The sequence below is a fragment of the Microcoleus sp. BM001215392 genome (assembly GCF_036700185.1).
Classification (GTDB): domain Bacteria; phylum Cyanobacteriota; class Cyanobacteriia; order Cyanobacteriales; family Microcoleaceae; genus Microcoleus.
The window spans coordinates 1-5,572 of the sequence record NZ_JAUBOJ010000446.1 but is presented as its reverse complement, the minus strand read 5'-3'; the positions used below and the strand labels follow the sequence as shown (position 1 = coordinate 5,572).

6 protein-coding genes are annotated in these 5,572 nt (G+C 43.3%); 3 read left to right on the top strand and 3 right to left on the bottom strand.

The window, feature by feature from the left end:
* Positions 1-56: 56 nt before the first annotated feature.
* Positions 57-467, bottom strand: a complete 411-nt coding sequence (locus QT974_RS30315; RefSeq protein ID WP_333472092.1) for a peptide chain release factor 1 — start codon at positions 465-467, stop codon at positions 57-59.
* Between the two features lie 167 nt (positions 468-634).
* Here QT974_RS30315 and QT974_RS30310 point away from each other — a divergent pair, with 167 nt between their 5' ends.
* From QT974_RS30310 to QT974_RS30300, 3 genes are all read left to right on the top strand, one after another.
* A complete protein-coding gene (locus tag QT974_RS30310; RefSeq protein WP_333269261.1) occupies positions 635-841 on the top strand; it encodes a hypothetical protein in 207 nt (68 codons plus the stop codon).
* 331 nt (positions 842-1,172) lie between these two features.
* The gene (locus QT974_RS30305; protein WP_333472091.1) at positions 1,173-1,487 is read left to right on the top strand and encodes a Mo-dependent nitrogenase C-terminal domain-containing protein; all 315 of its coding nucleotides are present in this window, start codon (positions 1,173-1,175) and stop codon (positions 1,485-1,487) included.
* Positions 1,488-2,130: 643 nt separating this feature from the next.
* Positions 2,131-2,553: a DUF6335 family protein gene (locus QT974_RS30300; protein WP_333472090.1), complete on the top strand. Its 423-nt coding sequence runs from the start codon at positions 2,131-2,133 to the stop codon at positions 2,551-2,553.
* 84 nt (positions 2,554-2,637) lie between these two features.
* Here QT974_RS30300 and QT974_RS30295 read toward each other — a convergent pair whose 3' ends face one another.
* Positions 2,638-4,134 carry a hybrid sensor histidine kinase/response regulator gene (locus tag QT974_RS30295; RefSeq protein WP_333472089.1) on the bottom strand — a complete coding sequence of 499 codons (1,497 nt, stop codon included), beginning with the start codon at positions 4,132-4,134 and terminating at the stop codon, positions 2,638-2,640.
* A gap of 14 nt (positions 4,135-4,148) precedes the next feature.
* Positions 4,149-5,572: ATP-binding protein (locus tag QT974_RS30290; protein WP_333472088.1), on the bottom strand; the 1,424-nt coding region annotated here is incomplete at its 5' end.

Below are 5,572 nucleotides of genomic sequence, written 5' to 3'. Positions count from 1 at the left end.
CTGTCAACTGTCAACTGTCAACTGTCAACTGTCAACTGTCAACTGTCAACTGACTCTTACCAATAAGGCCGACCCTTCCAAAAAACTCCCACCGTAACTCCGATTAGTGCAGCTTCCGATAAACTTGCTAGCAAAGCAGGTATGGGCAGCAATGACTTTAACACCAAACCCAAGAGCACGCACAAAACTAAAACCCACAAATTAGTCCGGTTGAGCAAAAATTGCTGGTGCCAATACTCTAAAAAGTAGACTGCTAAAGCTCCCATTCCCACGGCTGTAACAAAAGGTATCAATATTCCGAGGGAGGGGCTGTAGAGAAGCGTCAGAATGTTGCGGATTACCCGCGATTGCATGAAACCCCAGGCTAAAAATAGCTCCAGTCCAATCACGATGAAGTTGACGAGGGCGGCAATTTGCAGCATTTCTCGCCAGGGTAAAAGTTTTAAGCGGCGCAGAAAATTGCTCATAATCGGCAAATTTGGTAGGTTCCTTTGATTTTATAACAGTTTTGCGCTGGCGATCGACATCTTCCTGGTCTTTAGTAAAGTAAAATTAACATAGAAGGCAGTCTCTTGACAAATTCACCCAGAGCATCTGCCTGCTAGTTGTTGGAAAGAAAGAAAGGAAAAAAGTTATGGTGGAGAACACTGTCGATTGTGCTGTAGCTTGCGTCAACGGCTGCGTTTTGGGCGACAAGTGCCCGAAGCGGGAATACGCAGAAGCAACTTCAAACTTTATTGAAAATACTTCTCTCGACAAAATGCTAGAAATGGCAGAGGAAGCGGTGAGAAGGAAACGGACGGAACCTCCCAAATGGGTAATCCCTGATTTTCCTGAATAGAATTAGCGCTTTTTTGAAACAGCATCGCCCTGGCAAAAGGGCGATGCTTTTTTGCTCAAAAACGCGCCTCCTTTAATTATAAACTGCTTCAATTTCTCTCACCTCTGTCGAGGGAATGATTTATAATTACGAATTTTTGTAACTTACATAACAAAAATCTTTTGAAAGCATTAAGTTTATAAATATTTATTTCTTTAGGTATAAGCTAATATGAACTGCGGTTACAGCTAAAGATTGATTGCCCTCGAAGTAAAATAGCTTAAATTAGAAACGTGAAGCAAAAAAGATAAAACAAATTAACTTCTAATTTCAGTAACAGAGGAAGTGTCTTATGTATTCAGCCACAAATTTCGCTCCGCAGGCAGCCGCTTTTGATTGCAGCCATAAATTCGCATTCCTCAACCCGATGCGCCAGAAACTAGATGGGGTAGAAGTCAAAAATCCTCAACTAGCAAACTGGCTGTGCAAACTAATTCCCGCCCAATGTCCGTTTGCTAGAGATGTCAAGATATTCGACAAAACTATTGTTCGCATTCCGCCCTTGTGCAAACTAAATCCTTTCTACGAGCAACTGATTGGTTTGCGTTTTCGGGCATTAACTTTTTTAGCTGACGCCTGCGAAGAAGATATCTCTAAATATTGCTAAAGTCAGTTGTCAGTTGTCAATAGTCAGTAGTCATCGGAAAAAAGTCAGTAGTCATCAGGAAGAAGGAAGAAGGGTACATCTCATATTTGGTAAATATGTTTGTATGGGCTCTCGGCATGACCTCCGTAAATATGAGATGATCAGAAATAACTTATCTGCGGTCATGCCAGAAGGGTGCATCTGCAAGCAAATATGTTTGTAGGGGCGAAGCATGACCTCCGTCAATATGGGATTATAACTAATAACTTATATGCGGTCATGCTTCTTCAGGCTTCAAAAACCAGATGCACCCAAGAAGAACCCTCTTCAAAAACCAGATGCACCCAAGAAGAAGACATACACAGCAACCTTTTTCGCCATCCGTCTTTTACATTTAAGTGGATTTACTTAGCAGCATTCTATTTCCTAGGAAAGGGGGGAAAAAAATTAAGCTCTTACTTGGGATAGAAGCTGAGAGCGAAAATAACGATTACTATACCTATGACTTAGCTAAAAAAACGGTTTTTCACAAAACAATTGGGTTGGCAAACAAGACATCTATGAATAAACAGGGTTTTTAGCCTCTGGTGCGTCAGTCTTGATGCCAATGAATATAGAGAGCGCAAAAGTCCTTGGAATTTAACAAAACTCAGGAGCAAGTATTGTGACACAGCAAAAGAAACGAGCTAAGAAAGCAACAGAAGAAGGCGACAATTCGGGCGATTTGCCTCAAGAAATTACCGAATCTTATGGCACTGGCGTAATCCAACAACCGGGATTGAGCGAAGAGGATATCACAACTCTGGACGACAGCAGTTCGGAATACGGTTCAGGCAGTTCCCAAATCAGCGGCGGGGATGGGGATGCTGCTGCGGAACCAGAAAGTGCGACGGGCGAAGAATTGGTGGGGGGAAGTGCTCCTACTCCCGACCAAGATATGGTTGATGAACTCGGAGCCGCTGCGGGCATAGAAATGGCCGACGGAGCTATTTTGCACACCGCAGATATGCTCGATAACCGAGATGAAAGTCGTTGGGAATTAGACCCTAGTTCTGCGGAAGATTATAAGGAACGACCGGATTTATAGGTTTATTTGTTATAGTTTGAAATAAATTTGTGAGGCTCAAAAACCTGGTTTTTATTGGATAGATGGGTGGCGCAAGGGCAATGATTAGTGGCCTACAACTTGGGAACCGGAGGCCACCATTTCTCTAACTTTTTGTCTGATTGGAAGCTCGATCGCAAATTCGGTTCCTTGGCCCGGTGTGGAACAACAGCGCAAGCTACCGCCGTGCTTTTCTGTAACAATGTGCCAGCTAATTGACAAGCCGATTCCGGTACCTTTGCCGATCGGCTTTGTCGTAAAAAATGGGTCAAAAATACGATCGCACAAATCCTCGCTGATTCCCGCCCCGCTGTCAGCAATTTTAATAATTGCCGTGTTCGGGCTGTGGAGTTTCGTACAAATCCGAATCTGGTAGGGATTTATTTTAATTTCTTCCATAGTTTTTTCAGCGCCTGATTCTTCGATCGCATCGATCGCATTAGCTAAAATATTCATAAATACCTGATTGATCTCCCCGCCGCAGCACTCTATATTTTTCAAATTGGGATCGTACTCCTTAATCACCTGAATCGCGGGACGGTTCGGCTTAAATTTCAGCCGATTTTGCAAAATCATCAGCGTGCTGTCAATCCCTTGATGAATATCAATCAGATCCATTTCCCGCCCTTCTTGCCGCGAAAAATACCGTAGAGACAGAATTATATCCCGAATGCGATCGCCCCCTAGCCGCATCGAGTCTAGCATTTTCAGCAAATCATCCTTGATGAATTCAATCTCTACGGCTTCTGCTGTTGATTTTATTTCCGCTGCGGGCTCGGGATAGTGCTGTTGGTAAAGATTGAGTACCTCGAGCAAATCTTCAGTATAATCGCGAACGTAATTGAGATTGCCGCAGATAAAATTTACCGGATTGTTAATTTCGTGAGCAATTCCCGCCACCATTTGCCCCAAAGCCGACATTTTTTCACTCTGAATTAACAACGACTGAGCCTGCTGGAGCTTGTGCAGGGACTGCTGCAAATTCTCCTGTGTTTGCTGCTTCTGGTTCACCTCTTCCTGCAGCCGCTCGTTGGCTTGGGAAAGTTCCGCAGTGCGATCCTCTACCTGTTTTTCCAACTGCGCAGCCAGTTGTTCTAAGTTAGTTTGAGCTTGTTTGCGATCGACAATTTCACGCTGCATCTGGGCATTTTGCTCCTGAAGTTTTTGAGTCAGCTTGCGGATGCTCAAATGCGCTTTAGCTCGAGCTAAAACTTCTTCATTTTGAATCGGCTTGGTAACGTAATCAACAGCCCCCAAACTCAATCCTTTAACCTTATCTTCTGTCTCATCCAGCGCTGTCATGAAAATCACCGGAATCTCCTTTGTCAAATCGCCAGCCTTCAAAAGTCGGCAAGTTTCAAACCCATCAATTCCCGGCATTAATACGTCCAGCAATATCAAGTCTGGCAGCGAGTATTCAGCTTTTTTGATAGCGCTCTCTCCCGTCCGCGCTACCAACACTTTAAACCCCGATTCCGTCAAGAAATCAAACAGCACTGCCAAATTATTAGGGTTATCATCGACGATCAAGATAACGCTCTCTTCCCAAGGTAAGATGCTCATATTTTCCATGCTTCCTATCTATATTGTTCGACGAATTCTAAAATCTTTTCTTCTTCAAAATTTTTAGCTAATTGATTGAGATGGCTGGCAAAAGAGGCATAGGTTGCATCAATTTTGGCCAATTTTTCTGCTTGTTTTTGAATTCCTCCTAAATCACCCCTCATTGCTAATTCCAAAAATATAGCTATTTCCTCTGTCGGAGGAGGGATAATTTGCTCATCCTGAATTTGAGATTGGTTGTCGGAATCTCCAGATTCATAATTTTCGTCTGGCAGCTTCTCATAAATCCATTCTAACTCTAAATGAAATTGCAAGCAATTTAAAAGTTCCTCTGCCCGGATCGGCTTGGGGAGAAAAGCATTGCATCCTGCTGCTAAACTTCCTTGCTTTTCCACTTCCATAATGCTAGCAGAAGTGCCGATGGCGACCACATTTTCAAAGTTCGGCAACTTGCGAATTTGTCGCATCGCTTCAAATCCGTCCATCACCGGCATTACCAAATCAATCAAGATACAATCAGGTTGAAATTCCAGGGCTTTATTCAAACAATCTTGACCGTCTGTCGCCTCAATTATTTCAAAACCTAACGGTTCGAGCAGGTGAATTAAAACCGAGCGATTTTCCCACTGATCGTCCGCCACCAGAATTTTTTTGTTAGTACCCTTGAAACCTTTGATAAGTTTTTCGGAATAATTTTTATGGGTTTCTGGGCTGTCAACTGCTAGCAAATCTAACTCAAACCAGAAAATGCTACCTCTGCCTAAAGTGCTTTCTACTTGTAATTCGCTGCCCATAATCTCGACTAATTGGCGGCTGATTGCTAATCCCAAGCCGGTTCCTTCAGTATGGCGGCGGGTATTGCCTACCTGTTCAAAAGGTGCAAATATCTTTGGCAATTCATCAGCAGCGATCCCAATTCCTGTATCTTCAACCTGAAACCGAATCCTCACCTTCGCAGTCAGGATTTCAGTCCGGGTTTCATCGCTTGCACAATCCACTACTGAAACCTTAAAAGTAACACCGCCCCTTTCAGTAAACTTAACAGCATTACCAATTAAGTTAATCAAAATTTGGCGCAATTTCTTTTCATCTGCCGAGATTGCACGGGGGAGATAGGAAAGATATTCGCAATTAAAAGCTATGTTTTTTTGACTTGCCCGAATGCTACAAATAGCATTAATGCCTTGAATAAAATCGGGAAAATCAAACTCTGCGGGCACGATTTCCATTCTCCTTGCTTCGATTTTAGAAAGGTCTAAAATATCCTCTATCAAAGCGAGCAAGTGTTCGCCGCAGCGGTGAATAACGCCTATTCCATTCTGTTGTTGCGAGGTCAAATGTTTGTCGCGCTTAAAGATTTGGGTGTAACCTAAAATGCCGTTGAGGGGTGTTCGCAATTCGTGGCTCATGTTAGCTAAAAATTCGCTTTTGGCGCGGC

Excerpts from the sequence above, each read along its gene's own strand:
- QT974_RS30305 (WP_333472091.1), top strand. The coding sequence starts at position 1,173 with ATGTATTCAGCCACAAATTTCGCTCCGCAGGCAGCCGCTTTTGATTGC.
- QT974_RS30315 (WP_333472092.1), bottom strand. The coding sequence starts at position 467 with ATGAGCAATTTTCTGCGCCGCTTAAAACTTTTACCCTGGCGAGAAATG.
- QT974_RS30295 (WP_333472089.1), bottom strand. The coding sequence starts at position 4,134 with ATGAGCATCTTACCTTGGGAAGAGAGCGTTATCTTGATCGTCGATGAT.
- QT974_RS30310 (WP_333269261.1), top strand. The coding sequence starts at position 635 with ATGGTGGAGAACACTGTCGATTGTGCTGTAGCTTGCGTCAACGGCTGC.